The organism is Embleya sp. NPDC059213 (assembly GCF_042754445.1).
In the GTDB taxonomy this organism is placed as follows: domain Bacteria; phylum Actinomycetota; class Actinomycetes; order Streptomycetales; family Streptomycetaceae; genus Embleya.
Genome location: NZ_JBHZAV010000041.1, coordinates 1 through 26939, shown reverse-complemented (window position 1 = coordinate 26939; position 26939 = coordinate 1). Strand labels below are relative to the sequence as shown.

The 26939-nt window shown below is 69.6% G+C and carries 25 protein-coding genes and 1 riboswitch; of the genes, 10 read left to right on the top strand and 15 right to left on the bottom strand.

Annotation, left to right across the window (positions count from 1 at the left end; translation table 11 throughout):
• Window positions 1-408 precede the first annotated feature (408 nt).
• The 3 genes from ACFXMF_RS17630 to ACFXMF_RS17620 all read left to right on the top strand — a co-directional run bounded on the left by ACFXMF_RS17630 (window position 409) and on the right by ACFXMF_RS17620 (window position 2929).
• Entirely contained in the window at window positions 409-1176 is a 768-nt protein-coding gene (locus tag ACFXMF_RS17630; protein WP_360304964.1) for a metallophosphoesterase, read from the top strand.
• 126 nt (window positions 1177-1302) lie between these two features.
• Window positions 1303-1737, top strand: a complete 435-nt coding sequence (locus ACFXMF_RS17625; RefSeq protein WP_360304962.1) for an SRPBCC family protein — start codon at window positions 1303-1305, stop codon at window positions 1735-1737.
• A 7-nt stretch (window positions 1738-1744) separates the two neighbouring features.
• Window positions 1745-2929 carry an ArsA family ATPase gene (locus ACFXMF_RS17620; protein ID WP_379989560.1) on the top strand — a complete coding sequence of 395 codons (1185 nt, stop codon included), beginning with the start codon at window positions 1745-1747 and terminating at the stop codon, window positions 2927-2929.
• A gap of 23 nt (window positions 2930-2952) precedes the next feature.
• Here the strand turns inward: ACFXMF_RS17620 and ACFXMF_RS17615 are convergent, their stop codons facing one another.
• From ACFXMF_RS17615 to ACFXMF_RS17595, 5 genes are all read right to left on the bottom strand, one after another.
• Entirely contained in the window at window positions 2953-4221 is a 1269-nt protein-coding gene (locus tag ACFXMF_RS17615) for a M48 family metallopeptidase (RefSeq protein WP_360304958.1), read from the bottom strand.
• Between the two features lie 16 nt (window positions 4222-4237).
• A complete protein-coding gene (locus ACFXMF_RS17610; protein WP_360304956.1) occupies window positions 4238-5626 on the bottom strand; it encodes a hypothetical protein in 1389 nt (462 codons plus the stop codon).
• Window positions 5627-5714: 88 nt separating this feature from the next.
• Window positions 5715-5912: a hypothetical protein gene (locus ACFXMF_RS17605; protein WP_379989561.1), complete on the bottom strand. Its 198-nt coding sequence runs from the start codon at window positions 5910-5912 to the stop codon at window positions 5715-5717.
• Window positions 5913-6084: 172 nt separating this feature from the next.
• Entirely contained in the window at window positions 6085-7710 is a 1626-nt protein-coding gene (locus ACFXMF_RS17600; protein ID WP_360304952.1) for an NYN domain-containing protein, read from the bottom strand.
• Window positions 7711-7874: 164 nt separating this feature from the next.
• A complete protein-coding gene (locus ACFXMF_RS17595; protein WP_020552989.1) occupies window positions 7875-8111 on the bottom strand; it encodes a hypothetical protein in 237 nt (78 codons plus the stop codon).
• A gap of 300 nt (window positions 8112-8411) precedes the next feature.
• Here ACFXMF_RS17595 and ACFXMF_RS17590 point away from each other — a divergent pair, with 300 nt between their 5' ends.
• On the top strand, window positions 8412-9020 hold the full coding sequence (locus tag ACFXMF_RS17590) for an exonuclease domain-containing protein (RefSeq protein WP_379989562.1): 609 nt from the start codon (window positions 8412-8414) through the stop codon (window positions 9018-9020).
• A 110-nt stretch (window positions 9021-9130) separates the two neighbouring features.
• On the top strand, window positions 9131-9409 hold the full coding sequence (locus ACFXMF_RS17585) for an Lrp/AsnC ligand binding domain-containing protein (protein WP_360304948.1): 279 nt from the start codon (window positions 9131-9133) through the stop codon (window positions 9407-9409).
• Between the two features lie 164 nt (window positions 9410-9573).
• Here the strand turns inward: ACFXMF_RS17585 and ACFXMF_RS17580 are convergent, their stop codons facing one another.
• The 5 genes from ACFXMF_RS17580 to ACFXMF_RS17560 all read right to left on the bottom strand — a co-directional run bounded on the left by ACFXMF_RS17580 (window position 9574) and on the right by ACFXMF_RS17560 (window position 14742).
• On the bottom strand, window positions 9574-10965 hold the full coding sequence (locus ACFXMF_RS17580) for an aminotransferase class V-fold PLP-dependent enzyme (RefSeq protein WP_360304946.1): 1392 nt from the start codon (window positions 10963-10965) through the stop codon (window positions 9574-9576).
• 250 nt (window positions 10966-11215) lie between these two features.
• Window positions 11216-11332: riboswitch (SAM riboswitch) on the bottom strand.
• A 112-nt stretch (window positions 11333-11444) separates the two neighbouring features.
• Window positions 11445-12548 carry an anthranilate phosphoribosyltransferase gene (gene trpD / locus ACFXMF_RS17575; protein WP_379989563.1) on the bottom strand — a complete coding sequence of 368 codons (1104 nt, stop codon included), beginning with the start codon at window positions 12546-12548 and terminating at the stop codon, window positions 11445-11447.
• 64 nt (window positions 12549-12612) lie between these two features.
• Window positions 12613-13026: a response regulator transcription factor gene (locus ACFXMF_RS17570; protein ID WP_020552994.1), complete on the bottom strand. Its 414-nt coding sequence runs from the start codon at window positions 13024-13026 to the stop codon at window positions 12613-12615.
• A gap of 180 nt (window positions 13027-13206) precedes the next feature.
• A complete protein-coding gene (locus tag ACFXMF_RS17565) occupies window positions 13207-13617 on the bottom strand; it encodes a hypothetical protein (RefSeq protein WP_360304944.1) in 411 nt (136 codons plus the stop codon).
• A 9-nt stretch (window positions 13618-13626) separates the two neighbouring features.
• Complete coding sequence (locus tag ACFXMF_RS17560) at window positions 13627-14742, bottom strand: cytochrome c oxidase assembly protein (RefSeq protein ID WP_360304942.1); 1116 nt, start codon at window positions 14740-14742, stop codon at window positions 13627-13629.
• A gap of 75 nt (window positions 14743-14817) precedes the next feature.
• Here ACFXMF_RS17560 and ACFXMF_RS17555 point away from each other — a divergent pair, with 75 nt between their 5' ends.
• The 4 genes from ACFXMF_RS17555 to ACFXMF_RS17540 are packed head-to-tail and all read left to right on the top strand — an operon-like array spanning window position 14818 to window position 19019.
• Window positions 14818-15447 carry a heme-copper oxidase subunit III gene (locus ACFXMF_RS17555; RefSeq protein WP_360304941.1) on the top strand — a complete coding sequence of 210 codons (630 nt, stop codon included), beginning with the start codon at window positions 14818-14820 and terminating at the stop codon, window positions 15445-15447.
• Window positions 15448-15493: 46 nt separating this feature from the next.
• Complete coding sequence (locus ACFXMF_RS17550; protein ID WP_360304939.1) at window positions 15494-16294, top strand: cytochrome c; 801 nt, start codon at window positions 15494-15496, stop codon at window positions 16292-16294.
• Entirely contained in the window at window positions 16291-17376 is a 1086-nt protein-coding gene (locus ACFXMF_RS17545) for a Rieske 2Fe-2S domain-containing protein (RefSeq protein WP_360304937.1), read from the top strand. The genes ACFXMF_RS17550 and ACFXMF_RS17545 overlap by 4 nt, the downstream gene beginning before the upstream one ends.
• Window positions 17376-19019, top strand: a complete 1644-nt coding sequence (locus ACFXMF_RS17540) for a cytochrome bc complex cytochrome b subunit (protein WP_360304935.1) — start codon at window positions 17376-17378, stop codon at window positions 19017-19019. Before ACFXMF_RS17545 ends, ACFXMF_RS17540 begins: the two co-directional genes overlap by 1 nt.
• Window positions 19020-19188: 169 nt before the next feature.
• Here the strand turns inward: ACFXMF_RS17540 and ACFXMF_RS17535 are convergent, their stop codons facing one another.
• The 5 genes from ACFXMF_RS17535 to coxB form a co-directional block, all read right to left on the bottom strand.
• Complete coding sequence (locus ACFXMF_RS17535) at window positions 19189-20415, bottom strand: Ig-like domain-containing protein (RefSeq protein ID WP_360304933.1); 1227 nt, start codon at window positions 20413-20415, stop codon at window positions 19189-19191.
• A 222-nt stretch (window positions 20416-20637) separates the two neighbouring features.
• On the bottom strand, window positions 20638-21840 hold the full coding sequence (locus tag ACFXMF_RS17530; RefSeq protein WP_380018235.1) for an Ig-like domain-containing protein: 1203 nt from the start codon (window positions 21838-21840) through the stop codon (window positions 20638-20640).
• Window positions 21841-22123: 283 nt separating this feature from the next.
• A complete protein-coding gene (locus ACFXMF_RS17525; protein ID WP_360304929.1) occupies window positions 22124-22522 on the bottom strand; it encodes a cytochrome c oxidase subunit 4 in 399 nt (132 codons plus the stop codon).
• Window positions 22519-24237 (bottom strand): cytochrome c oxidase subunit I, encoded by a 1719-nt coding sequence (ctaD, locus tag ACFXMF_RS17520; protein ID WP_360304927.1) that lies wholly within the window; start codon window positions 24235-24237, stop codon window positions 22519-22521. The genes ACFXMF_RS17525 and ctaD overlap by 4 nt, the downstream gene beginning before the upstream one ends.
• Window positions 24238-24240: 3 nt before the next feature.
• On the bottom strand, window positions 24241-25104 hold the full coding sequence (gene coxB / locus ACFXMF_RS17515; RefSeq protein WP_360304925.1) for a cytochrome c oxidase subunit II: 864 nt from the start codon (window positions 25102-25104) through the stop codon (window positions 24241-24243).
• A gap of 235 nt (window positions 25105-25339) precedes the next feature.
• On the opposite strand from coxB, the gene ACFXMF_RS17510 reads away from it, so the two are divergent.
• Window positions 25340-26761, top strand: a complete 1422-nt coding sequence (locus ACFXMF_RS17510) for a cysteine desulfurase/sulfurtransferase TusA family protein (protein ID WP_379991918.1) — start codon at window positions 25340-25342, stop codon at window positions 26759-26761.
• Window positions 26762-26939 lie beyond the last annotated feature (178 nt).

Genomic DNA, 26939 nt, shown 5'->3' with positions numbered 1-26939 from the left:
GCGCTGCCGTTTGCCGTGTCCGTGTCGGTCCGTCGCCGGCGTGTCGAAGTCGCCGGTGGGCCCACGGGTCTGTGCTTCGGTCGGTTCTTCGGTCGGTGCTTCGGCTGTTTCTTCGGTGGGTCCGGTCGGTGCGGCTCTTCGTCGGCCCTGTCGAGTCGTCGACGGTGGCAGACGTTACTGGCAAGTAGGTCCGGGGGACAGAGGTCACGAGGATCCTGTGCCCGGGCTCACGCCACGGACAAGGCCCCGGCCGGATCGACGCGGATCCGGTCCGCGGACCGACGGTCCATCCGTCCCGATTCGGTGGTGCATGTCGAGAGTATCGATTCGCCGTGACGCACGGGTGTGACGGAGGCAACCCCGACACGCCGTCGGTTTCGGTTCCGAGCCGTCAGTACAGTGACGGGCATGCGGGTCCACGTGGTGAGCGACGTCCACGGCGCTGCCGAGGCACTCGCCCACGCGGGCGACGGCGCCGACGCCCTGGTGTGCCTGGGCGATCTGGTGCTCTTCCTCGACTATCACGACCTCGACCGGGGCATCTTCACCGACCTGTTCGGGGTGGAGAACACCCGCAGGCTGCTCGCGTTGCGCAACGCCCGCCGGTTCACCGAGGCCAGGGCGTTCTCCGGGGCGTTGTGGGCGGACGTGCCGGGCGGTGCCCGCGCGGCGATCGAGCAGGCGGTGCGCCGGCAGTACGCCGCGCTGTTCGCGGCCTTCCCGACGCCGACCTACGTCACCTACGGCAACGTCGACGTGCCCGACCTGTGGCCGGACTACGCGCGTGCCGGGGTGACCGTGCTCGACGGCCAGGTCGTCGAGATCGGCGGCCGCACCTTCGGCTTCGTCGGCGGCGGGCTGCGCACGCCGATGCACACGCCGTACGAGATCTCCGACGAGGAGTACGCGGCCAAGGTCGCCGCGGTCGGTCGGGTCGACGTGTTGTGCTGCCACATCCCGCCCGCCGTGCCGGACCTGACCTACGACGTGGTGGCCCGCCGGTTCGAGCGCGGCAGCGAGGCGGTGCTGCGGGCCATCCACGAGACCCGACCCGACCTGGTGTTGTTCGGTCACGTGCACCAGCCGCTGCGGGCGCGGATGCGGATCGGACGTACCGAATGCGTCAACGTGGGGCATTTCCAGGCCACCGGCAAACCGTACGTCCTCACCTGGTGAGCCGGTGCCGCGTACGCGCAGGTCGGGCACGATAGCCTTCGAGCGGATCGGTTGTACGCGGACATCCGGTGATGTCCGTCCGGGACAGCCATAACAGCTACGCGAGCTTCCGGAGGACTCCTCACGATGGCTGAACGGACCAGCTCGACCATCACGATCGACGCCACGCCGGCCGAGGTCATGGCCGTCATCGCGGGGTTCGAGGGCTATCCCGAGTGGACCGGCGAGGTCAAGGAGACCGAGGTCCTGGAAGTCGACGACGCGATCGGGCGCGCGGTGCGCGTGCGGTTCAAGCTCGACGCCGGGGTGATCAGCGACGAGCACGTGCTCGGTTACACGTGGGACGGCGACCGCGAGGTGCGCTGGACCCTGGTGACCAGCCAGATGCTCAAGGCGCTCGACGGTCGCTACGCGCTGAGCCCGATCAGCGGCGGCACCGACGTCACCTACGAACTGACCGTGGACGTCAAGATCCCGATGCTGGGCATGCTCAAGCGCAAGGCCGAGAAGGTCATCATCGACCGCGCCCTGACCGGGCTCAAGAAGCGCGTCGAGAGCTGAACCGGCGGTGACGCGGGTCCTGCTGGTCACCGGCCTCCCCGGGGCCGGACGCACCACCGTGGCGGCGGCGACGGCGGTGGCCTCGGCGCGGGCCGGGCGACGCACGCTGCTGCTCGCGGCCGACGGCACCCGCGACCTGGACGCGGTGCTCGATGTGCCGGTGGGCGCGGACCCGTTCGACGCGCTGCCGAATCTGACCGTGCAGCGGGTCGCCGCGCGGGCCGAGTTCCAGCGCGAGTTCCTCCTGGTCCAGGATCGGTTGAGCCAAGCGCTCGCGGTGGTCGGGGTGGATCCGCTGGATCCCGAGGAGATCACCGTGTTGCCCGGCGCCGGCGATGTGCTGGCGCTGCGGGTGCTCGCGCGGGCGGTGAACGCGCGGCGCTACGAGTTGATCGTGGTCGACCTGCCCGCCGTCGAACGAGCGGTGCCGGCGCTGGCGTTGCCGGAGGGACTGGCCCGTTACCTGGACCGGTTGTTGCCGGTCGAGCGTCAGGCGGCCCGGGCCCTGCGGCCCGTGCTGGCCGCGGTCGCGGGGGTGCCGATGCCCGAGGACTGGGTCTACGACACGGCTCGACGGGTGAACATCGAGCTGGAGGTGTTGCGGACGCTGGTGTCCGCGCCCACGACGACGGTCCGGGTGGTGGTCCGGCCCGGGACGGTCGCCCTGGCCGCGGCGCGGCGGGCCGCGTCGGCGCTGGCGCTGTTCGGCCACCGGATCGAGGACGTGATCGTGAACGGGGTGGGCGCCGCCGACTCGCCCGATCCGGTGGTGCGTTCCCGGGCCGAGGTGGCGCGCGAGACGGTGGACGCGCTGTGCGCGCTGTTCCCGCGGGTGCCGCTGGCACAGATCCCGACCCTGGCCGCCGAGCCGCTGGGCGCAGCCGAACTCGCGGACGTGGCGGCGCACTTCGCACCGGTCGGGCCGGGCGGCCGGACCGACGACGAGCACCTGATCGAACGCGACGGCGAGCGGCTGACGTTGCTGCTTCCGCTGCCGGGCACCGATCGCGACGATCTGGACCTGCTGCGCCGCGGCGACGAACTGGTGATCACGGTCGGCCCGAACCGCCGCCTGTTCAAGCTCCCGTCGGCCCTGCGCCGCTGCGTGATCGAGGGCGCGGGTCTGCGCGACGGCGTGCTGCGGGTGCGCTTCGTGCCGGACCCGGCGGTCTGGATGCGCCCGAGCACGTAGCCGGTTCGCCCGTCCCGCCCGGCTCACCCCTTCCCGTGCAACCGCTCCCAGTCGCGCGCGAGCGCGATGCGCTCGGGGGCGGAGGGGTGTGAGCCGAACAGGAACTGCAGGATCGGGTTCGGCGTGACGTTGGAGCGGTTGGCCACGGCCAGGCTGTGCTGCATCCGGATGAAGGCGTCCGGGTCGCGGGTCAGGTCGAGCGCGTGCACGTCGGCGCGCGCCTCCAGCCGCCGACTGATCAACATCTCGCCGGGCCCGGCCACCGTGCCGATCACCGCCACGACCGCGAGCAGCAGGGCCAACGAACGCGGGTCGCCCGGACCGTCCGCGCCCGCCCGACGCAGCAGCGGCGCGCACGTCATCAGCAGCCCCAGCGCGCACACGCCCGCCGCGAGCGCCGCCGCGCCGATCAGCGTCCCGTGCAGCACGTCGTTGCGCTTGGCGTGCCCCAGCTCGTGTGCGGCGATCAGCTCCACCTCGCGCGGATCCGCGTCCCGCACGGTCGTGTCGTAGACCACGATCCGCCGGGTCGAGCCGAACCCGGACACGTACGCGTTGAGCGCGGTGGTCCGCCGGGACGCGTCCGCGACCAGGACGTCCCGGACCGGCACCCCGTCCCGCTCGGCCAGTTGCATCAGCGACGTGCGCAGCGGCCCCGGCGGCATCGAGTGGAACTTGTTGAACGCCGGTTCGACCAGCAGCGGATACAGGAACGAGATCGCCACCACGAGCAGCGCGCCCGCGCCCGCCGCGAGCAGCCAGCCGGCCCGGGGCAGCGCCCGGATCAGCGCGTACAGGCCGAGCGCGACCAGCAGGAGCAGCCCGGTGGACAACGCGAAGCCCTTGGCCAGGTCCAGCCACCAGCTCCCCCACGACTGCACGGACAACCCGTACCGTCGCCGGACCACCTCCAGCCGGGCCGCGAACGGCAGCGTCGCCAGCCGGCCGATCAGGGCCAGCACCAGGCCGCCGAGCAGGATCCGCCACGCCCACCCCCCGCCCACGGGCCGGGCCACCGCCTCGATCACCCGCGCACCGAGGGGGGTGAGCCCGAGCACGAGCGAGACCACCAGCGACAGCGCCATGGACAGGTACGCGGGCGGCCGGGCGGCCCGGGCCAACGAGCGGCCCCGGGCGATCTCGGCGGTGGTGAAGTCCCGGGCCGCGTCCGGGTGGGTGAAGCCGCCGGGCGGCTCCGCCAACGGGCGCCACGGCGTGGTCACCACGACCGCCACCAGCAGCACCAGGCCCGTGCACACCAGGCAGATCAGCAACAACCTCTGGACCGACATGCCCGCCGTACCCCCGTCATCCGGCCTGCGTCCGCAGGTAGTCGAGCCAGGTCTTGGTGAAGGCGTCGGGGTTGGTGCCCAGCACGGACACCATCGCCGACGCGAGCGCCGAGGCCGGGTCGGGCGCGTTGACGCCGGGCGGCCGTTCGGCGCCGACCGTACGGTACAACTCGACCAGCTTGACCTGTCCCCACCGCTCGGCGATCAGTTTGCACGCCAACCAGCCCATCTCGTACGCCTGGGGCAGGTCGTCCTGCGTGGTCTCGAAACTCGGGTCGGCCGGCAACTGCGTGGGCACCTTGCCCGCCTTCACGTCCCGACGCAGTTCGGGGGCGGCCGTACGCATCGTCTGCGCCGATTCGAGATAGCCGACGTAGTCCGCGAAGCCCTCGGACAGCCAGGTCGGCGTCCAGGCCCGGGTGAACGCCCGACTCGCCACGTGGGTGATCTCGTGCGCCATCACCACCCGACGCTCCAGGTCGCCCAGTTCGCGAAAGGCGTCCGGATTGACGATCACCCGGTCGGCGGCGGCGGCGTCCGCGGCCGCGCCGCGTTCACCCGTGGTCACCGCCGCGATCTTGAGATATTTGCTCGGTTCGGCGCCGAGCAGCCGCGCCATCTGCGCCTGGGTGCCGGGCACCACGACGACCGTACGCCCGGGCCAGGACTCCCCCCAGACCGCGCTGACCTGGGGTACCGCCTTGTCCGCGGTGTCCGCGTACGCGCGCAGCTCGTCCCGGGTGCCGATGCCGAGCACCGTGCTGTGCGTGCCCTGGACGACGGTGACCGGCCCCAGGTCCCACACCTGGGTGGGGGTGCGCATCCCGGCCGCGGTGCCGTCGGTGTCGGCCGCGAGGTACCAGGTGCCGGCGCGCAACACGAAGGTCAGGTACTGCGGCACCCGTACCGGGGTCACATCGTGCCCGGTGATCCGGTAGAGCAGGTCGACCTGTGCGGTGAAGGCGGGCGCGCCGAGGGCGCTCTTGCGCGCGGCGGGGAGTTCGAACACGTCGGGGGTGACGATCTCGTACTCCCACCCGGCGAACGGCACCTCGGCGATGTTGTCGAAGACGCCGATCTGGGTCTGGCGGAACGCGGCGTCCTGCGGGTCCAGGCCGGCGGTGAACGCCTCGCGGTCGCGGGAGAGGAACGCGGCCGCGCGCCGGTCCAGGAGTGCGCCGACCGCGGTCCGACGCGCGTTGGCGTGTTGTTCGCCGCCGTCCGCCGCGGGCCGGCCGGGACCGTCGAAGGCGCCGGCGTGCGGTCGTGACGGCGCGTCGGTCACCGTGTCCGAGACGAACCGGGTGACTCCGAGGACGGCGCCGAGTTGGGCGAGCGCGCACAGCACGACCAGGACGGGCAGCAGGCTGCGGATCCGGCGCGCGGCCCGATTCGGGTCATCCACGTGGTCGATCGTAACGTGGGCGGCACGAACGGCCGGCCGAACCGGACCGGGCGGCCCCGAACGAGGTCGCCGACCGGGTCGGCGCGGGTCACCCGGGTCGGACGGCCCCGCCGATCGGCTCGCGCAGTTGGGCGCCGACCGCCGCGAGCATGCCCTCGGCCGCGAACAGACGCAGCGCCGTCAGCGTTTCCTCGTCCAGTTCGGTGTGGTCCGGGTGAGCGGCGCGCTCGCCGGAGTCGGCAAACGGAGAGACACCCGATAATTCGGGCGATACGTCGGAATCCATCGATCGAGCGCTGATCAACGCCGGCCCGATCGAGGCCGGTATCACGCAGCCGGCGCGGCCGCGGCCTCGGTGCGTACGACAGGCGATGCGCATGTGGCTTCTCCCCTTTCGTCGACTTTCCCGGTCAACGGTAGGGAGCGGCACCGACACGCGGTGCGAACGGCGGCCGGAGTCAGCCTCGGGTGAGCCTGCGCAGCAACATCGTCGAGGGCACCGGTCGGGCGCCCGCCTTGCGCACGCCCTCGGCCACCTCGCGGTCGGTGGAGACCACCACGACCGGACGGCCCGGCGGCTCGGCCCGGACCAGCCTGCGGATCAGCTCGTCGGCCGTCTCGCCCGGCTTGCTGAACATCACCCGCACCCCGCGCGCGGGCGCCAGCAGCACCGGCGCGTCCAGTTGTGCGCCGTCGAACACGCAGGTCACCTCGCAGCCGGTCTGCGCGGCGAGCCCGGTGAGCCCGCCGACCAGCCGGTCGCGCTGCTTGTTCAGCGCGAGCGTGGGGTAGCCGGTCTTGGTCACGTTGTAGCCGTCGATCACCAGGTGCGCCTGCGGCAGCGCGAGCAGTTGGTCGAGCAGAGCCGGGTCGTCGCCCTCCAACGCGCGCTGGGCGATGTCCTTTATCCCGGACGCCCCCGGCACCACCGCGTCCACCAGGTCGGCGGGCCGAATGCCCACCGGCGGCAGCGCGAGTTCGCGGCGCAGGCCCTGCGCGGCCTCCAAAACGGTGTCCAGGAGCAGCCGGACCCGGGTGTCCTCCATGCTGCGGCCCTCGCGGGCGGCCCGGCGGCTGGCCTCCAGCGCCGATTCGACCTCGGCGACCCGACCGCGCAGTCGGCGGGCCTCCTTCTCCGCGGCGGCGATCGCGGTCTGCGCCTCGACCCGCACCGCGTCCAACTCGGAGCGGGCCCGGCGGGCCTCCTTCTCCTCGTGCTTGGCACTGCCCTGCAGGCCGCGCACCTGGCGGCGCAGGTGGTCGGCCTCCTTGCGGGCCGTCTCCAGCTCCGCGCGCAGCCGTTCGTGCTCGGTCTTGGAGGCCGCGCGCAGTACGCCGACCTCGCGCTCCAGGCGGGACAACGTCTCGGCGGCCTCGGCCTCGGCGCGGTCGGCGGCGGCCTCCTTCGCCGCGTCGCCGGCGGTCTCGATCAACCGGACCCAGCCGCGCGGGCGCAGCAGGTACGCGGCGGCGGCCACGTCGAGCGGGTCGGCCGCGGCGGGCACCTTGCCGGCCTCCAGCGCCTCGGAGATCTCCGGCAGGCCCTTGCGGAAGCGCTCCGCTATGCGCTGCCGGAACACCGGGTCGTTCTCCAGCGCGGCGGCCAGCGGGGTCGCGGCGAACTTGGCCCGGCGCTGGTGGGTGAAGCGGGCGAACCGGCGCAGCGGGCCGGGCACCTCGTCCGCGGTCATCGTGCCGAGCGCGTCCGCGGCCACCGAGATCACCCGGACCCGAACCGCCTCGGGCAACGGCCCGGACAGCGCCTCGGGCTCGGCGGGCTGCGAGTCGGCGGGGCGGGAGTCCGCAGGCGGCGGCTCCGCGCGTGGCGCCCGGGCCGGCGGGGAGTCGGCGCCTCCCGGTCCGGCCGGGTGCGCGTGCGCCCCGGGATCGGTGCGGCCGTCCGGCTCCGGGTCGACCGCGTGGTCGACGGGCCCCTCGGGCTCGGCGGGGACGCCGGACAGGTCGGTCCCCGCCTCGGTCCGGGCCTGCGGGTCGAGGTCGGGCTCGGCTGCCGGCACCGCCTCGGCGGCCTCGGCGGCGTGCGCAGGCGTGACCTCGTCCGCGCGGGTATCCGGTCCGCTCACTGCTCCTCCGGTCCTTCCCGTTCCCTTGAGGCCCCTCCCCGCGTCACCGTTGCCGGGACGCCGACGCCTTGATCATGGCGCGTTCCGGACCGGGGACGGCCGCGCCGGGCCGCCCCGATGCCGAAACGATGCACAGTCCCATTGTCGCCGCACGGTCTCGGCGCTCAGCTCGCGTCGGGGCGCGCCACCAGCTCGACGGAGTCGGTCGCGTTGCACCAGCGGCAGCGCACCGACTCGATCTCGTCGGAAACGATCTCGCGTTCCTCGACCCGGGCGACGCCCGCGAGGTCGAGGTGGGTGAACTCGACCGCCTTGGTGGTCCGCGTCACGTCGAACCGGGTCAGGTTGCCGCAGAGCGAGCAACGCCACCGGGTGTCCTCGGTGGGGGCCTGGATCGACATGCGTGTTCCTTTCCTGTTTGGTCCGCGAGTCCTGTTCGGTCGCGAGCTTTTCCGATCGCGAGCGGTCCGCGTACACCCATGATGCCGGGCGGCGAGAGGCACCTGGGCGCGGCCGTGTCGGGCCGGAAACGTACCGTCCGGTACATGAGCAGCACCGCGCACCGGGATTGCCGGTCACGAGGTTCGGCGGGTCAGGGCTTGCCGGCGGCCGACCCGCCGCGGCGTTCCCGCCCGCCGGACAGTATCGCCCCGGGCCACGAGTTGCGAACCATGCACGGATCCCGAGCGATTCGTGACGAGGTGGAACGACAGGTGTTCACGGTCGTGGATCTGGAGACGACCGGCCTGGATCCGCAGGAGGCCCGGATCACCGAGATCGCCGCGGTCCGGGTGCGCGGGACGGATCGGTTGGGCGAGTTCGCGACGTTGGTCGCGCCCGGCGTGCCGATCCCGGAGTTCATCACCGACCTGACCGGGATATCCGACGACCTGGTGGCCGACGCGCCGCCGCTGCACCTGGTGTTGCCGGCGTTCACCCACTTCGCCGAGGACGCCGTGCTGGTCGCCCACAACGCCCCCTTCGACGTGGGCTTTCTGCGTGCGGCGAGCCTGGCGTGCGGTCGGCCGTGGCCCGATCTGCGGGTGGTGGACACGCTCGCGCTGGCCCGCGCGCTGCTGCCGCCGGGCACGGTGCCGAACATGCGCCTGGGCACCCTCGCGCGCTACTTCGAGGCCCCCACCGACCCGACCCATCGCGCGTTGGCCGACGCCCGGGCGACGGCGCACGTGCTGCGGGCGTTCATCGGCCGGATGCACGAGAGCGGGCGGCACGAGTTGGCCGACCTGCTCGACCTGGGTCGACCGCCGGCGCCCAGGGCGTGGCCGGGGCAAACCACTCCGATCGGGTGACCCTCCGGGCGTGTCGATCGGGCGGTTCTTCCGCCCGTGGTGGCTGCCCGCGTGGGTCGCGCGCCGACTAAGCTCGGGCATCTTGTCGTCGAGAGCCGGAGGACTACCCCGTGATCACCGCGATCGTGCAGGTCAAGACGCGTGTGGACCAGACCCCGGAAATCGCGGAGGCGATCGCCGCGATCGAGGGCGTGAGCGAGGTCTACTCGGTGACCGGCGAGTTCGACCTGATCGCCATGGTGCGCGTCCGCGCCCACGACGACCTGGCCGACGTCATCCCCGGCCGCCTGAACAAGGTCCCCGGCGTGGAAGCCACCACCACCCACATCGCCTTCCGCACCTACTCCCACCACGACCTCGAAGCCGCCTTCGCCATCGGCCTCGAATAGCTCCGCCCCCGGGCGCCCCACAAGCGCCCGGGGCCGCCCGCCACCGCGACAAGCCCCGCCCGGGCCGACCGAACCGGCCCGGACGGCGTTCGAGGACACCCCCGGCGGGGCCGCCGCCCGGCCCGTTAGGCACTTGAAGACCCCCGGCCGGCAAGGCCGAGAACCTACGCCGCCGGCAACTGCCGTGTGCGCGGGTCCGCGTCCGGAACACACCGCCCGCCATCAACCGTGTAGCTCCACAACGCCCCCCGCTCCACAAGCTCGCGCACCGCGGCCACAAAGCGGTCCAGATGCTCCACCGGCGTCCCGAGCCCGAAACTCACCCGGATCGCGTTGAGGTTCTGCTCTCCCTCGGGCGCGTCCGGGGACCCACACTCGGTCGGCTGATCGGCCCGCCCGCCCAACAGGTGCCGCACCAGCGGATGAGCGCAGAACAACCCGTCCCGCACCCCGATCCCGTACTCCGCCGACAACACCGCCGCGAACCGCGAGCTGTTCCATCCCTCGACCACGAACGACAACACGCCCACCCGTGCCGACTCGGGCCCGAACAGCTCCAGCGCCCGCACCGCCGGAATCGCCGCCAACCCCGCCCGCAGCCGTGCCGACAGCGCCTCCTCGCGAGCGACCAGCGCCGCCGGCCCCGCCTCGGTGATCGCCCGACACGCGGAAGCCAACGCGTAGGCGCCGATCACGTTGGGCGATCCCGCCTCGTGCCGAGCCGACCCGCTCTGCCACTCCACGTGGTCCCGGCTGACCGCCTTGCTCGCCCCGCCACCGGCCAGGTACGGCTCGGCCGCGTCCAACCAGTCGCCCCGACCCGCCAATACGCCCGAGCCGAACGGCGCGTACAACTTGTGCGCCGACAGCGCGATCCAGTCCACGTCCAGGTCGGCCACCGACACCGGGTGATGCGGCGCCAGTTGCGCGGCGTCCAGCACGATCCGCGCCCCGTGCCGATGCGCGACCTCGGCCAGCTCGGCGACCGGGAAGATCTCGCCGGTCACGTTCGAGGCACCGGTCACGCACACCAGCCGAGGCCCGTCGCCGGACCCGGCGAGTGCCGCCTCCAACGTCGCGACCGCCTGCGCCGGCGATCCGGGCGCGGCCAGTTGGGTCACCCCCGCGTGCCGGCGCCAAGGCAGCAGCGCCGCGTGGTGCTCGGTCTCGAAGACGAACACCCGGGTGCCCCGCGGCAGTACCGAGGCGAGCAGGTTCAGCGAGTCGGTCGTGCCGCGGGTGAACAACAGCGTGTCGTCGGCCCGCAACCCCAGAAAGCTCGCGACCGTGGCCCGACTCTGCTCGTACAGATCGGTGGACAACTGGGACAGGTAGCCCGCGCCCCGATGCACGCTTCCGTAATACGGCAGGTAGGCGGACACGTCGTCCCACACCCGCTGCAGACACGGCGCGCTCGCCCCGTAGTCGAGCGCGGCGTACTCGACCTCGCCACCGGTCACCAGCGGAACGAGAACATCCCGACCGACCACGGGCAGCGGAGCGGCGATGGCGACGTCACAGTCGAGGGCGGCGGCGGAAGTGGTGTCGACAGACATGGCGAAACTCCTCGGCAGGCACGGAACACCCCGGCGCATGTCGATTGATCGACATTGAACGGAGCCGGTTGATCCGCTGATGAAAAGTGATCTCGGGACCGGGCCGATGACGACCCGGGAATGACGCGCGAGAACTCAGCGCGTACGGAATAGGGCGATTCGCCCGTTTCGAGAAAGAGATTTCACGCCATCACATGCTCCCCAGGTACAGGACCCGGGTCACATGGAGCATCGACTGCCGTCATGCGAGGGTCCGCGCTTGCCAGGACGCCTTACGACGCCTGACCGTGTCATCACCCGGGGCACCCCACCGCGGAGCGAGGGTTGCCGGACAGCAAGCCGGGGCTTTCCACTGTCACTCGTGACCTGCGCAGAATTATTACCGGATGCAACGTCGCGCGCAACGACGGCCCCATCGTTCCCACATCCTGGACGCCGGCCGGGCGGGCCGCGCACGACCCACCCGACCGCCGAGCCCGCTACCCCTGTGCGAACGAACGCGTCGTGGCCACCCACCGCTCGAGCGCGGCCTGCGCGGCCCCCGAGTCGATCGCCTCGGCGGCCCGATCGATCCCGGCCGCCAACTGCTGGGTCAGCGACCCCTCGCCCGTACCCAACGCGGCCAGCGCCGCCGCCGAGTTCAACAACACCGCGTCCCGCACGGCACCCTTCTCCCCCGCGAACAGCCTGCGAGCGACCTCCGCGTTGAACGCCGCGTCACCGCCGCGCAACGTCTCGATCCCGTTCAGCGCGATCCCCAGGTCGCGCGGATCCACCCGGTCCTCGCGCACGTCGCCGTCCCGCACGATCCACACCTGCGACGTGGTGGTGACGGTCAACTCGTCCAGCCCGTCGTCGCCGCGGAACACCAGCGCGGTCGCACCGCGATCGGCCAGCACCCCGGCCACGATCGGCGCCATCCGCAGATCCGCGACCCCGATCGCGTGGAACCGCACCCGGGCCGGATTGGTCAACGGCCCGAGGAAGTTGAACGTGGTCGGCACCCCCAACTCGCGCCGCGCCTGCGCCGCGTGCCGCAGCGACGGGTGGAAGCGCTGCGCGAAGCACAGCGTGATGCCCGCCTCCTCGGCCGTGCGCGCCACCTGATCCGGAGTCAGGTCCAGCACCACCCCGAGCGCTTCGAGCACGTCGGCGGCCCCGCTCGACGAGGACGCCGCCCGGTTGCCGTGCTTGACCACCGTCTCGCCCGTACCCGCCACCACGATCGCGGACATCGTCGAGATGTTCACGGTCCGGGCCAGGTCGCCGCCGGTACCGACGATGTCGACGGTCCGGCCGGGCACCTCGATGGTCGACGCGTGCGCGTACATCGCCTGTACCAGGCCGGAGACCTCGTCCACCGTCTCGCCCTTGGCCCGCAGCGCGATCACGAACCCGGCCACCTGCACCGGGGTCGCCTCGCCGGTCATGATGTGGTCCATCGCCCACGCGGTCGCGTCGGCGGGCAGGTCGTCGCCACGCATGAGCGCCGCCAGGAGGTCCCGCCAGGAACGGGCCGCCGGGTTGCCGCCGCTCTTGTTCGTAGAGGTCGAGGCGCCCATGGTCCGCTCCCGCTGTGTCATCGGATAAGTCCGCGACAGCGTACCCACCGGGCCGGGCCCGGCCGGGCGGTTATCCGGGATGCGGTCAGGCCGGCTGACGTCCCGCGATCCGACCGCGGATCAGGTCGGCGGCGGCGTCCGCGAGCGTGCGCGGGTCCAGCGGGTGGGCGACCACCGCGTCCGCGCGGCACCACGTGGCCAGCCACGCGTCCTGCGGGCGACCGACCAGGGTCAACACCGGCGGGCAGTTGTAGATCTCGTCCTTGAGCTGACGGCACACACCCATGCCACCGGCCGGGGCGGTCTCCCCGTCCAGGATCACCAGATCGATGCCGCCCTTGTCCATCGCCTCGATCACGGCGGGCTCGGTGGCGCATTCCAGGTATTCCACGAACGGCACGTCGACGGCGGGCCTGCGCCCGAGCGCGAGGGTGACCTTCCGACGGGTGTTGCGGTCGTCGCTGTACACGAGGACGGTCATGGTCTCGCCGCGCGTCATGTCCACCTGCCTGTGTCTGGGCTGCGAATCTTCGGGGCTGCGCATCTTCAACGCTTGTTCGGCTACGGGGGCAACACTCGGACCGACCAGGATGTTAGCGCTTTCCGGCGGGAAAATGTGTGCCTCGTCACGCCCTCGTCCCGGCTCGCCCACACCCGCCGCGCCGGCCGCGCCCGCGACTCACCCGCGCGCGAGCACCTCGTAGCCCTGCGCGTCCCCGCCCAACCGCTGGGCCAGGCCCGCCATCCGGGTCCGCTCCCGGGCCGGCTCCAGGCCGGTGAGCACCTGCTGTCGGGAGATCAGCACCCGCAGCGGAAGCTCGTCCGGTGTCGGCGCCACCACCGCCCAGCCGTCCGGCGTCAGGATCCGGGCCGCCTCGTCCGCCGCCGCCAGGTCCGGCAGCGTGAGCACGTGCCGCATCACGAACACCCCGGTATCCACCGGCACTCCGGCCGCCCGCAGCTCCGCGACCACCGCCGAATCGGCCCGAGCCGGATCGAAGCACGAACCGACGACGGTGAGCGTGCCGTCGTCCACGAGCACGGGGGCGGGCTCCGGTCGACGACGGCGCAGGAAACGTTCGAGGATCATGCCGCGACGCTACTGGGCCGCGTCGGCCGACCGCGGTTCGGACCCTCGGGCGACCCGGACGGCCGAGTCGGCCTCCCCCGTTCGGGCAGAGTCACCCGGAAGAGTGCTCTTCGGCACGGATTTTCCGGCCGCTTCCAGGCCCGGTTCGGCACCCTCGCCGGCCTCCGCCGCCTCGCGTGCCAACCGCTCCTCGCGCGCCTTGCGACCCGCCTCGATCAGTTCGAGCCGATCCAGCCGACGATCCTCGCGGACCGCCTCGCGCTCCGACGCCCGAGCCCACTGCACGAACAACACCAGGAAGACCAGCAGTCCGATGATGTCGCCGCTGCCCCACAGGATTCCGCCCGCCGTGCCCTGGTCCGAAAGCGGACTCGCGCCCCAGTCCCGACCGAGGTCGTTGTACCAGTCACCGGCCAGGACGTTGGACGAACTCATGATCGCGATACCCAGCCACGCGTGGAACGGCAACGTCGCGAACACCGCGAGCAACCGCATCGGATAGCTCGCGCGCGGCATCGGATCCAGTCCCAGCAGTGGCCAGAACCACATGCAGCCGATGATCACGAAATGCACGTGATTCATGTCGTGCATGAACGTGTTCCGCAACGTCAGCTCGTACCAGGGCGTGAAGTACAGGGCGAACGGGTTGAGCACGAAGATGAATCCGGCGAAGGCCGGGAAGGTGACCACCTTCGCGTATCGGCTGTGCAGCAGGGCGTTGAGTCGATTGCGCCACTTGGCGGGCAACGTCCGCAGGGCGAGGGTGATCGGTGCGCCGAGCGCCAGGAAGATCGGCGTGATCATCGCCAGCACCATGTGCTGGACCATGTGCACGCTGAGCAGCACGGTGTCGTAGGCGGCCAGCGCCGACTCGGTCGCGAGCAGGAACGTGCCCAGCCCCAACCCCAGGAAGGAGAAGCTGCGCCACCGCGACCACGAGTCCCCACGGGCTCTGAGCTTGTGCACGCCGTACAGATAGAGGCCGCCGAACAGCATCGCGACCAGAATCGGGATCGGTTCGAACACCCACCCGGTCAGGAGCCGAATGGGGGTCAGTTCCGGCGGTACGTTCCCAGGGGTCGCGTGTGCCAGGAACATCCCGGCATCGCCTGCAGAGCCACTCACGGAACCAGAGCCTAACCCCGACACGTTCTACAAGGGTTACCCCCCGAAGTGTGGGCAGATCCGGCGACCGCAATAATGGCCGCCGTGGCGACAGCAACTTCACTAGAAACCGGGCCCCCCTCACACGGGACACACGGGACGCTCAACCGTCCCAACTTGGTCAGCATCGGCACGATCGTCTGGTTGGCGTCCGAGCTGATGTTCTTCGCGGCCTTGTTCGCGATGTATTTCACGATCCGCTCCGTCACCGGTGCGGACGCTTGGCGTGAGCACGCCAGTGAGCTGAACATCCCGTTCTCGACGGGCAACACGACGATCCTCGTGCTGTCCTCGCTCACCTGCCAGCTCGGCGTCTTCGCGGCCGAACGCGGTGACGTCAAGAAGCTCAGAATGTGGTTCGTCATCACCTTCGTGATGGGCGCCGTCTTCGTCGGCGGCCAGGTGATGGAGTACACGGAGCTGGTCAAGGAGGGCACGACTCTCTCGTCGTCGGCTTACGGTTCGGTCTTCTACCTGACCACCGGCTTCCACGGCATGCACGTGACAGGCGGTCTGATCGCCTTCCTGCTGATCCTCGGACGCACCTACGCGGCCCGACGGTTCACACACGAGCAGGCCACGGCCGCAATCGTCGTCTCGTACTACTGGCACTTCGTCGACGTGGTCTGGATCGGTCTGTTCTTCACGATCTACGTCATCAGGTAGACGTCCCGACACTCACTACGCAGACGACATTGGACCGGGGTTTTCCGTGAAAAAGCTCTCCGCGCGGCGACGCCACCCCTTGGCGGCGATCGTCGTACTCATCTTCGCGCTCGCGGCTACTGGGGGGCTGTACGCCGCGTTCGCGCCTGCCAAGAAGGCGGAGGCGGACGACTCCGCCTCCATCGCGGTCGAGGCGGGCAAGAAGCTCTACCTGAGTGGATGTTCGACCTGCCATGGGCTCGACGCCCAGGGCTCCTCCGACGGCCCCTCCCTGGTCGGCGTCGGCGCGGCCGCCGTCGACTTCCAGGTGTCGACCGGCCGGATGCCGCTTCAGCAGCCCGGCGCGCAGGCGCCGCGCAAGCCCGAGGTCTACACCGAAACGCAGATCGCGCAGCTTTCCGCGTATGTGGCCTCGCTCGGCGTCGGACCCAAGATCCCGACGGCGAACATGTACGCGCCCGACGGCGACGTCGTCAACGGCGCCGAGTTGTTCCGCACGAACTGCTCGCAGTGCCACAACTTCTCCGGTGAGGGCGGTGCCCTGACCGAGGGCAAGTTCGCTCCGCCGCTGAAGGACGTGGACCCGAAGCACATCTACGAGGCCATGCTCTCCGGCCCGCAGAACATGCCTTCGTTCCCGGACAGCACGATGCCCGAGCAGCAGAAGAAGGACATCGTCACGTACGTCCACGAGACGACCAAGAAGGAGCCGAACCCCGGCGGCCTGGGTCTCGGCCGCCTCGGCCCGGTCTCCGAAGGTCTGTTCGGGTGGGTCATCGCGCTCGGTCTGCTCATCGGATGCGCGATCTGGATCGCCGCTCGGACCCCCAAGGCCAGGACCAAATGAGTAGCCAGGACAAGTCTGAAGTGCCTGAAGAGCACCTGCCCGAGGTACACGCCTCGGCACATGTTCCGGCGGAAGGCGACCCGTTCGCCGACCCCGGCCTGCCGGCCCACGAGCCGCGTGTCACCGACATCGACGAGAAGGCCGCCAACCGCGCCGAGCGTCAGGTCGCGTTCCTCTTCGTGATCTCGATGTTGTCCACGATCGGTTTCATCTGGGCGTACGTCGGCATCGACAAGTACCGCATCATCGACATCTTCTTCTTCGGGAAGATCGGTGCCCAGAACCTCGCGCTCGGCGGCTTCCTCGGCCTCGCGCTGTTCTGCATCGGCGCCGGCGCGATCCACTGGGCGCGCACGTTGATGACGGACGAGGAGATCGTCCAGGAGCGGCACGAGTTCACCTCGGACCCGGAGACCCGCGAATACGCGATCCGCGAGTTCAGCCAGGGTGCCGCGGACTCGGTGATCGGTCGCCGTCCGCTGATTCGGCGCACGATGATCGGCGCGATGGCCCTGGTGCCGTTGTCCGGCGTCGTGCTGCTGCGCGACCTCGGCCCGCTGCCCGGCACCAAGCTGCGGCACACCGACTGGAAGCCGGGCGTGGAGCTGATCAACGAGGCGACCGGCCTGCCGATCAAGCCGAACGACATCGTCAAGGGCTCGCTGACCATGGTGCTGCCCGACGGGCTGGTCGAGAAGTACGGCCCGGCCGGCCAAAAGGAAGAGCTCTCGCACGGCTGGCTGGAGAAGGCGGGCATGTCCGCGGTCCTGGTCGTCCGGCTGGAGCCGGAGGACATCAAGTCCAAGAAGGAACTGGACTGGGGCTACGAGGGCATCGTGGCGTACTCGAAGATCTGCACCCACGTGGGTTGCCCGATCGGCCTGTACGAGCAGCAGACGCACCACCTGCTCTGCCCGTGCCACCAGTCCACCTTCGACCTGGCGGACGACGGCAAGGTCGTGTTCGGCCCGGCCGCGCGCTCGCTGCCGCAGTTGAAGATCCATGTGAACGAGGCGGGTAACCTCGCCGCGTCGCAGGACTTCGCCGAACCGGTCGGCGCGAGCTTCTGGGAGCGTGGCTGATGTCGAGCGAACAACCCAAGGGCGGGGCGAACAAGAGCACCCCGATCCCGGACAACGCGGCCGTTCGCGCGGCCGACGCGCTGGACAGCCGGCTGGGCATCTACGGCGCGGCGAAGAAGAACCTGCGCAAGGTCTTTCCGGACCACTGGTCCTTCATGCTCGGTGAAGTGGCGCTGTACAGCTTCATCGTGCTGCTGCTGACCGGTGTCTTCCTGACCCTGTTCTTCAAGCCGAGCATGCAGGAGGTCGTCTACGACGGCTCCTACGTGCCGCTCCAGGGCATTCACATGTCCCAGGCGTACGCGTCGACGCTGGACATCAGCTTCGACATCCGCGGTGGTCTGGCGATGCGTCAGATCCACCACTGGGCGGCGCTGATCTTCGTGTCGTCGCTGTTCGTGCACATGTTCCGGATCTTCTTCACCGGAGCGTTCCGGAAGCCGCGCGAAATAAACTGGCTGTTCGGCTTCCTGCTGCTGATCCTGGCCATGGTCAACGGCTTCACCGGCTACTCGCTCCCGGACGACCTGCTTTCGGGTACCGGTCTGCGCATCGCCGAGGGTGTGGTCCTGGCCATCCCGCTGGTCGGCACGTACGTGCAGTTCTTCCTGTTCGGCGGGGAGTTCCCGGGCGAGGACATCGTGCCCCGCCTGTTCACCATCCACGTGCTGCTGATCCCGGCGATCATGGTCGGTCTGGTGACCGTGCACCTGATCCTGGTCTTCTACCAGAAGCACACCCAGTTCCCCGGCCCGGGCAAGACCGAGAAGAACGTGGTCGGCCTGCCGCTGCTGCCGGTCTACGCGGCCAAGGCCGGTGGCTTCTTCTTCATCGTGTTCGGCATCACCGCCTTCCTGGGCGGCATGGTGCAGATCAACCCGATCTGGGCCTACGGTCCATACAACCCGGGGCAGATCACGGCGGGTTCCCAACCGGACTGGTACATCGGGTTCCTCGAGGGTTCCCTGCGCATCATGCCGAACTGGGAATGGAACATCTGGGGACACACGCTCAGCTTCAACGTGCTGATCCCGTCCCTGGTCCTGCCCGGCGTGCTGTTCACCTTCCTGGCGATGTACCCGTGGATCGAAGGCTGGATCACCGGCGACAAGCGTGAGCACCATCTGCTGGACCGCCCGCGCAACATGCCGGTACGCACCGGCCTGGGCGTCGCCTGGATCGTCTGCTACGGCGTGCTGTGGGTCTGTGGTGGCAACGACATCATCGCCACCCACTTCCACATGTCGATCAACACGATCACCTGGATCGGCCGCGTCGCGTTCTTCGTCGCGCCCGTGCTGGCCTACCTGGCCACGGTGCGGATCTGCAAGGGTCTGCAGCGCCGCGACCGGGACAAGGTCCTGCACGGTCGCGAGACCGGTGTGATCAAGAAGCTCCCGCACGGCGAGTTCATCGAGATCCACGAACCGCTGGACGCCGCGGTGCGGCACACCCTCACCGCCCACGAGCAGCCCAAGCCGTACGAGCTGGAGGCCGCCGAGGACGAGAACGGGGTGGCCCGCAAGGTCAAGCGTTCGCAGAAGCTGCGTTCGAGGATGTCGCACTGGTACTTCGCCGAGCCGATCGAGAAGCCGACGGCCGAGGAGTACAAGGAACTGACCAGCGGACACGGTCACCACTGACGCGACCGGGGCCGGGCTGCTGACGCCACATCGGCACGACCCGTAGGACGCGCAGGAACGACGAAGGGCCCCACCGGATCTCTCCGGTGGGGCCCTTCGCGTTACGCCCCGCAGACGGCCGCACGGGACTTCGCGGATCGTTCTTCGCGCGGCGGTGTCGTCGATGCGCTCACAGTCCACGCGTGATGGCCGCGCCGACCGTGCTGTGGGTCAGCCACTGCGCCCAGTCCAGGTTCCATTCGCCGTAGCCGTTGCCGATCGGCTCCATCGCCTTGGCATCGCCGGTGTTCACCACGGTGACCACGTCGCCGACCTTGACCTGGTCGTAGAACCACTTGGCGTTCTCGTCGCTCATCCCCACGCAGCCGTGGCTCACGTTCTCACTGCCCTGCGCGCTCACCGACCACGGCGCGGCGTGCAGGAACTCGCCGCTCCAGGTCACCCGGGTGGCCCACGAGACGTCCAGCCGGTAACCGTCGCTGCTGTCCGCCGAGATGCCCACCGTGGTGCCGTCCATCAACACGTGCGGGGCCTTGCCGAGCACCACCTTGGTGCCCGAGCGGGTGGTGAAGCCGGGCTTGCCGGTGGTCACCGGCACCGTCTTGAGGTCGGTTCCGTTGCGCTTGACCGTCATCGTGTGCGCCGCGGAGTCCACGGTCGCCACCACGGCGTCGCCCACCTCGAAGCCGAACGACGCGCCCGGGCCGCCGTAGACGCCGTTGCCGAAGTCGACCCCGAGCAGGCTGGTGGCCACCGAGACCCTGGTGCCCACCGGCCAGTACTCCCTGGGCCGATAACGCACGGTCGTGTCGTCCACCCAGCCCCAGGCGCCCTCGACCGGCGTCGAGGCGGACACCAGGAGCCGCTTCTCCACCTCGGCGCGCTGCGCGGGGTCGGTGACCGGCTTTTGCAGCGTGACGGTGATCGGCATGCCGATCCCCACCGTGGTGTCGGCCTCCGGCAACATCGAGGCCACCCCCCGCTCGGCCTCCGGCGCCAGCGTGGTGAAGGTCTCGGTGCGGGTCGCGGTCAACCCGAACGCGTCGACCGCCGCCGCGGTCAGCGTGTAGGTGGTGTTGTACGCCAGCGGTACCGAGTTGGTCCACGTCGCGTCGCCGGCCGCGTTGCCGCCGGGCACCGGCTTTCCGTCCGGGCCGGTCAGGCTCACCGCGTACAGCCGGCCGCCGCTCGCACCGACGGTCACCGGCCGGCCCGGCTGCGCGGGTCGATCGGTGCGCACGTCCACCGTGAGCCGGGCCACGCTCTTGGCGGGCCGGTCGATCTCGGTGCCGCGCTGCTTCTGCCACGTGCCGCATCCGGTGACGAACACGAGTGGCAGCGCCGAGGTGAGCGCCCAGCCGATCCAGCGGAGGCGAACACTCCCGTTCCGATTCACTCTCGACCTCCAGCCGTGCTCAACGAACGCGATCCGCCCGTGCCGGTGGGGCGCGGGCTACGCGGAGTTGTTGCATCGAGAGTGGCCGGGAACGCCCTGCTTCATTCATCCGAACGTACAAACCGCCCGATCGCGCCATGCCGACCATCGGTCGGATCGCGCGATCGGGCGGTTCGCCCTACCGTGTGAAACCTCGTGCGGGAACCTCGTGCGTGCCGGCGCTCAGCCGGCCGGGGTGCCCGCCGTCCCGCCGCCCAGCGCGCTGCCCTTGACCCAGGTCGCCCAGTCGACGCTCCAGCCGCCGAGCCCGTTGCCGGCCTTGACGGTCTTGTCGGTGCTGTTGATCACCTCGACCGGGTCACCCTGGGTGACCAGATCGAAGAACGTCTTGGCGTTCGAGGCGCCCAGCCCGATGCAGCCGTGGCTGTCGTTTTGCCGACCGAACTTGCCATCGTTCCACGGCGCGCCGTGGGCGTAGGTGCCGGACGCGGTCAGGTGCACCGCGTGCCGGACGTTCTTCATGTTGTACGCGGAGCCCAGACCGACCGTCTCGGAGTCCATCGTGATGCCGTCGACCTTGTCCAGCACGACCATCGTGCCGCCCCAGGTCGGGTAGTTCGGCCCGCCGGCCGAGATCGGCAGGTCCTCGATCCGGGACCCGTCCTTGCTGACCACCATGTGCTTGGACTTGAGGTCCGCGGTGGCCACGAGCGAGCGCCCGATGGTGAACTTGATGTCCTTGGTCTGCTTGCCGTACAGACCCGGCGCCGCCTTCGCGCCGGTCAGGTTCGCCTTGAGGTTCACCTTGGTGCCGCTCGCCCAGTACTTCTCCGGGCGGTAGTCGATCCGGTCGTTGCCGTCGAGGTCCTTGAGCCAGGACCACGAACCCTGCACCGCCGGCTCCGCGACCACCTTGAGGTTGCGCTCGATCGCGGCCTTGTCCTTGATCGGCTCGTTGAACTTCAGCGAGATGATCGCGCCGACGCCCCACGTGCTGTCCGGCTCGATGTTGAAGTCGGCCACGAACGTGTCGTCGGCGGCCTTGGTGTTGAACTTGCTCTGCGCGGTGACCTCGGCGCCGTCGGCGTTCGCGGCCTTGGCCGCCACCGTGTAGGCACCGCCGTTGGCCAGGGGTGCGGCCGGCTTCCAGCCGATGCCGTCGGGGCTGAGCTGCCCCTCCACGGTCTTGCCCTTGGCGTCGGTGACCACGACCGAGGTCAGCTTGCCGCCGGTCGCGTCGACCTTGAGGGCGCCGTCCGTCTCCACGCTCTTGGTGCCGTCGGCGGGTGTGATCGCGATGGTGGCGGGAGCCGCCGCCTTCTTGTTCGGACCGGTGCCCGAACCACCGGAGTTGCCTCCGGTCCCACCCGAACCGGTCTTGCCGCCGTCGGACGAGCAACCTGCGATGAATATGAGCGGCGCCACCATGAGTCCCGCGAAGAGGCGTATTCCGCCGCCCGCTACCCCCGTGCGCGATGCTCCGTGTATCCGGGGCACGCGTGTTCCTCCCTCGTCCTGGAACTCCCTTGCGTCCATTTGACGCTTCGACCCCCGGTCGGGGTTGCTACGACCGGCGAACAGTCACACACCGGTGACATTCGGGGGATCTTCAAGGAAGTCCTCTGTAGATACCACACAAGGCCGATCACCCATTCGGGTGATCGGCCTTGTGGCGAAACCGTATTGCGAAGGTTGCGAATCGGTAGCGCTAGTAGCGCTGGTCCGCCCCCCGGTAGAACTCGAAGACCCAGCCCCAGACGCCGATCGCGACGATCGGCGCGGCGAACATCGCGAGCCACCAGCCGAAGATGACGCCCAGGAACAGCAGCGCCGAACCGACCGCCAGCATCAGCGGCTGCCAGCTGTGCGGGGCGAAGAAGCCCAGCTCGCCGGCGTCGTCGGCGATCTCGCCCTCTTCGTTGTCCTGCGCGAGCAGGTCCATCCGGCGCGCGGTGAAGATCAGGTAGAACCCGATCATCAGCGACAGACCGAAGGTCAGCGACAGCGCGGTGGTACCGGTCGGGTCCTCGGAGAGCACCCAGTAGACGATCGTCACCGGCAGCAGGAACACGGCCAGGACGGCGAACAGGACACCGTTGAACTTCACTTCTCGGCTCCCTTCGGCGGCTCGGGCAACGCCTCGGAACGCTCGTCGGTGAGGTACTCCAGCGCGGCGATCTCCGGGTGGTGGAGGTCGAACGCGGGAGCCTCGGAACGGATCCGCGGAATGCTCGTGAAGTTGTGCCGCGGCGGCGGGCAGGAGGTCGCCCACTCCAGCGAACGACCGTAGCCCCACGGGTCGTCCACGGTGATCTTCTTGCCGTACTTGTGCGTCTTCCAGATGTTGTAGAAGAACGGCAGGATCGACAGACCCAGCAGGAACGAGCCCAGGGTCGAGATCGTGTTCAGCGTGGTGAAGCCTTCCGAGTCCAGGTAGTCCGCGTACCGACGGGCCATGCCCTCGGCACCCAGCCAGTGCTGCACCAGGAACGTGGTGTGGAAGCCGATGAACAGCGTCCAGAAGGTGATCTTGCCGAGCCGCTCGTCGAGCATCTTGCCGGTGAACTTGGGCCACCAGAAGTGGAAGCCCGCGAACATCGCGAACACCACGGTGCCGAACACCACGTAGTGGAAGTGCGCCACCACGAAGTAGGTGTCGGAGACGTGGAAGTCCAGCGGCGGCGAGGCCAGGATGACGCCGGTGAGACCACCGAACGCGAAGGTCACCAGGAAGCCGACGGTCCACAACATCGGTGTCTCGAAGGACAACGAGCCGCGCCACATGGTGCCGATCCAGTTGAAGAACTTGACGCCGGTGGGTACGGCGATCAGGAACGTCATGAAGGAGAAGAACGGCAACATGACCGCGCCGGTCGGGAACATGTGGTGTGCCCACACGGTGACCGACAGGCCCGCGATCGAGATGGTCGCGGCGATCAGGCTCTTGTAACCGAACATCGGCTTGCGCGCGAAGACCGGGATGATCTCCGACACGATGCCGAAGAACGGCAACGCGATGATGTACACCTCGGGATGGCCGAAGAACCAGAAGAGGTGCTGCCACAGGATCGGTCCGCCGTTGGCCGGATCGAAGATGTGGGTGCCGAACTTGCGGTCGGCCTCCAGCGCGAACAGCGCGGCGGCCAGGACCGGGAACGCCATCAGGACCAGGACCGAGGTCAGCAGCACGTTCCAGCAGAAGATCGACATCCGGAACATGGTCAGACCGGGCGCGCGCATGCAGATGATCGTGGTGATGAAGTTGACGGCACCGAGGATGGTGCCGAAGCCCGACATCGCCAGACCCATGATCCACATGTCACCGCCGATGCCCGGCGAGCGGACCGCGTCGGACAGTGGCGCGTACGCGAACCAGCCGAAGTCGGCGGCACCCTGCGGGGTGATGAAGCCGGCCACCGCGATGATCGAGCCGAACAGGTAGAGCCAGTAGGCGAACATGTTCAGGCGCGGGAACGCGACGTCGGGCGCGCCGATCTGCAGCGGCATGATCCAGTTCGTGAAGCCGGCGAACAGCGGCGTCGCGAACATCAGCAGCATGATCGTGCCGTGCATCGTGAACGACTGGTTGAACTGCTCGTTCGACATGAACTGCGTACCGGGGCGGGCCAGCTCCGCGCGCATGAGCAGCGCGAGCACACCACCGATGCAGAAGAAGACGAACGAGGTGATCAGGTACATCGACCCGATCGTCTTGTGGTCCGTGGTCGTCATCCACTTGATGACGATGTTCCCGGGCTCCTTGCGGCGGACCGGCGGAGGTCCGTCCGGGGCCACGGTCTGTGGCTCACTGAGGATTGTCACTCGTCACTTCTTCCCGTGCGCTTCAACGGGGGCCGGCTCGTTGATCTTGCTGCGCAGCTCGCCGGTCTGGCCCTTCGCGGCCAGCTCCTTCAGGTGCTGGACGTATTCGGCCTTGTCCACGATCTTCACGTTGAAGAGCATGCGCGAGTGGTCCACACCGCACAGTTCGGCGCACTTGCCGCCGTACGTGCCCTTCTTCGTCGGGACGACCTCGAACTTGTTCGTTCGGCCCGGGATGATGTCCTTCTTGTAAAGGAAGTTCGGGACCCAGAACGAGTGGATGACGTCCGGCGAGGTCAGATCGAACCGGACGGACTCCTTCACGGGCAGGTAGAGCGTCGGCGGCTTGCCGGGCGTGCCCTGCTCGTAGACGTCGACCGTGCCGTCGGCCGGGTCGCCCTTGTAGTTGAAGGACCAGCTCCACTGCACACCGACCACGTTGATCACGTTGTCGGGATTCTTGGAGAGTTCTTCGAGCTTGGTCTCGTCACGCGCGGTGAAGTAGAAGAAGACCGCGATCATGATGCCGGGGATGACCGTGTACAAAACCTCGATGGGGAGGTTGTAGCGCGTCTGCGGCGGGATCTCGATCTTGGTGCGCGACCGGCGGTGGAACGCGACGCTCCACAGGATGAGCCCCCACACCACGGCCCCGACGATCAGCGCTGCAATCCAGGCGCCCTGCCAGAGCGACAGGACTCGCGGACCCTGCTCGGTGACAGGGTTGGGCAGGCCGAGTCTCGGCAGGTCCTTGGAATCGACGGAGCAGCCGGTGGCGGTCGCAATGACGAGGCCCAGAGCCAGCAGCTGCGGCACCCTGCGCCGCATCCAGCGCCGCGGCGAGCGGTCGGAGCCGTAGGGACTCACGTAGCGCCTTCCCGAATGTCTCGCCCGCGCGCGAGTCGAGGTGGGGAACTTTTCTTCCCTGGCGACCCGTTGCGCGGACAGGTATGGATGTTTCTGCGGGCCAAACCCTACTCCAGCCCTATTCGGGTCGCGCGCGGAGGTCTGGTGTGGCGGACCGGGTAGATGTGCCGGTGCGTCCGTTCGGGCGAACGGCCCGAACGTGTCCGGGATTCGGGTATTGGCTACGGTCCGACGCATGGCGTATTTCGACGCGGCCTCCACCGAACCGCTGCACCCGGCCGCGAAAGCGGCCTTCCTGAGCACTCTCGACGAGGGCTGGGCCGATCCCGCGCGCGGGTATTACGACGGCCGACGAGCCCGAATGCTCCTCGACGCCGCACGGGAGACGGTGGCATCCGTACTGGGCACTCGATCTGATGAAGTGTCATTCACCACATCCGGGACACAGGCGGTCCAGTTGGGCATGCTCGGCGTGCTCGCGGGCCGTCGTCGGGTGGGCACGCACCTGGTCCTCGGCGCGGTCGAACACTCCTGCGTATTGCACACCGCGGACGCCCACGCGGCTCGTTCGGAGCAGCGTGGCTCGGTCGCGGAAATCACCCGGACGGGGGTGGACCGTACGGGCCGCCTCGACGTGTCGGCGTTCGGCTCGGCCCTTCGTTCGGACACCGCGCTCGCGTGCGTGCAAAGCGCCAACCACGAGGTGGGTACGGTGCAGCCGATCGCCGAGGTGGTGACGGCGTGTCAGGCGGCGGGCGTGCCGCTGCTGGTGGACGCCGCGCAGTCGGTGGGCCGGCTGTCGGTGCCGGACGGCTGGTCGGTGCTGACCGCGAGCGCGCACAAGTGGGGCGGTCCGGCGGGGGTCGGTCTGCTCGTGGTGCGCAAGGGCACCCGCTTCTCGTCGTCGCTGCCCTACGACGAACGCGAGGCGCGCCGGGTACCCGGCTTCGAGAACGTGCCGGCCATCGTCGCGGCGGCGGTCGCGCTGGGTGCGGTGAGCACCGAGTCGGCCGAGGAGGACCGCCGACTGTCCGGCCTGATCGACCGCATCCGCACCCGCGTTCGCGAGACGGTGCCCGATGTCGAGGTGGTCGGCGATCCGGTCGACCGACTCCCGCACATCGTCACCTTCTCCTGCCTGTACGTCGACGGCGAGGCCCTGCTGACCGAGTTGGACAAGGCCGGCTTCGCGGTCTCCTCGGGCTCTTCGTGCACGTCATCGACGCTGACCCCCAGCCATGTCCTGGAGGCGATGGGGGTGTTGTCCCACGGCAACATCCGCGTATCGCTGCCGCGCGGCACGGCCGAGGCCGAGGTGGACCGCTTCCTGGCCCTCCTCCCACCCCTGATCGCCGACCTCCGCGCGACAGTCGCCCACACCCCCACGCCGGCAGCCCCCGAAGCCGCGGCCGAAGGCGTGATCGTCAACGCCCTCGGCCGCCGCTGCCCGATCCCGGTGATCGAGTTGGCCAAACGCATCCTCGACGTCGAGGACGGCACCCTGGTCACCGTCCTCTCCGACGACGAGGCCTCAGCCCTCGACATCCCCGCCTGGTGCGAAATGACCGGCCACGACTTCATCCGCGCCACCCCCCACCCCCAAGGCACCGCCTACACAGTCCGCCGCCACCAAACCCCCACCCCACCCAACGCCTGAGCCAAACCACACCCAACCCAACGCCAAACGCCGGCCGGGCCCAATCAGCCCGGCCGGCGCATGAGGCCACTCAGCCCCGCCGGCGCTTGAGGCCAAGCAGCCTCGCCGGCGTTTGAGGCGAACCCAGCCCGGCCGGCGCATGAGGCCAAAAACCCGGCTCACCCATGCCAAGACCGCC

Excerpts from the sequence above, each read along its gene's own strand:
- ACFXMF_RS17630 (WP_360304964.1), top strand. The coding sequence starts at position 409 with ATGCGGGTCCACGTGGTGAGCGACGTCCACGGCGCTGCCGAGGCACTC.
- ACFXMF_RS17625 (WP_360304962.1), top strand. The coding sequence starts at position 1,303 with ATGGCTGAACGGACCAGCTCGACCATCACGATCGACGCCACGCCGGCC.
- ACFXMF_RS17615 (WP_360304958.1), bottom strand. The coding sequence starts at position 4,221 with ATGTCGGTCCAGAGGTTGTTGCTGATCTGCCTGGTGTGCACGGGCCTG.
- ACFXMF_RS17605 (WP_379989561.1), bottom strand. The coding sequence starts at position 5,912 with ATGGATTCCGACGTATCGCCCGAATTATCGGGTGTCTCTCCGTTTGCC.
- ACFXMF_RS17595 (WP_020552989.1), bottom strand. The coding sequence starts at position 8,111 with ATGTCGATCCAGGCCCCCACCGAGGACACCCGGTGGCGTTGCTCGCTC.
- ACFXMF_RS17580 (WP_360304946.1), bottom strand. The coding sequence starts at position 10,965 with ATGTCTGTCGACACCACTTCCGCCGCCGCCCTCGACTGTGACGTCGCC.
- trpD (WP_379989563.1), bottom strand. The coding sequence starts at position 12,548 with ATGACACAGCGGGAGCGGACCATGGGCGCCTCGACCTCTACGAACAAG.
- ACFXMF_RS17570 (WP_020552994.1), bottom strand. The coding sequence starts at position 13,026 with ATGACGCGCGGCGAGACCATGACCGTCCTCGTGTACAGCGACGACCGC.
- ACFXMF_RS17565 (WP_360304944.1), bottom strand. The coding sequence starts at position 13,617 with ATGATCCTCGAACGTTTCCTGCGCCGTCGTCGACCGGAGCCCGCCCCC.
- ACFXMF_RS17555 (WP_360304941.1), top strand. The coding sequence starts at position 14,818 with ATGGCCGCCGTGGCGACAGCAACTTCACTAGAAACCGGGCCCCCCTCA.
- ACFXMF_RS17545 (WP_360304937.1), top strand. The coding sequence starts at position 16,291 with ATGAGTAGCCAGGACAAGTCTGAAGTGCCTGAAGAGCACCTGCCCGAG.
- ACFXMF_RS17540 (WP_360304935.1), top strand. The coding sequence starts at position 17,376 with ATGTCGAGCGAACAACCCAAGGGCGGGGCGAACAAGAGCACCCCGATC.
- ACFXMF_RS17510 (WP_379991918.1), top strand. The coding sequence starts at position 25,340 with ATGGCGTATTTCGACGCGGCCTCCACCGAACCGCTGCACCCGGCCGCG.